Genomic DNA, 606 nt, shown 5'->3' with positions numbered 1-606 from the left:
ATAACTATTGACGAGCTCCGCCTTTATCCGACGACTGCCCATATGATGACCTATACCTACAGTCCTTTAATTGGCCTGACCAGCGAATGCTCACCGAATAATACGATCACTTATTACAATTACGACGGTCTAAACCGGCTGAAATTCATCCGGGACATGGACGGAAACATTTTGAAAACTTTTGAGTATAACTACAACCATTGATTATGAAAAGCGGATTTGTGCTCGCCACTGCCATTACCGGATTAGTCCTGACAGCGCCTCCATTATCGGCACAGGTTTCCATCAGCGGCACGGATTGCACGCTATCGGGAGGCACAAGGGGAAATCTCTACACGATATCTGGTGATCTGCTACCTTCCGATACTATTGCCTGGACGGTAACCGGGGGATACCTGGTGGCTAACGGCAATGCCAGACTGAGCGGTACAATAGCAAACAAAGGCACCCAGGTGCGGATCATCTGGAATAGCGGTGGCGGCGCCCACCAACTACAATTATCCCATAAGCGACTCGGCATGGCTTCCCTGAATGTCCGGGTGACCGACATGGATGTTTCCATCCACGCACCTGTATTGGCCGTGGCCCCAGGTGCTGCGGTGACGC

Annotated in this window: 2 protein-coding genes; both read left to right on the top strand. The window is 51.2% G+C overall.

All coding sequences use genetic code 11. From position 1 onward, the window contains the following. Nucleotides 1-204 (top strand): hypothetical protein (locus IEY39_RS29645; protein ID WP_188938395.1); only part of this gene is annotated, 204 nt, incomplete at its 5' end. A 2-nt stretch (nt 205-206) separates the two neighbouring features. After that, the coding region (locus IEY39_RS29640) for a hypothetical protein (protein ID WP_188938394.1) at nt 207-606 on the top strand (400 nt) is incomplete at its 3' end.

Source organism: Puia dinghuensis (assembly GCF_014642875.1).
GTDB classification, from domain to species: Bacteria; Bacteroidota; Bacteroidia; order Chitinophagales; family Chitinophagaceae; genus Puia; species Puia dinghuensis.
The sequence above is the reverse complement of the archived record's forward strand: the minus strand, read 5'-3'. Positions and strand labels throughout refer to the sequence as shown.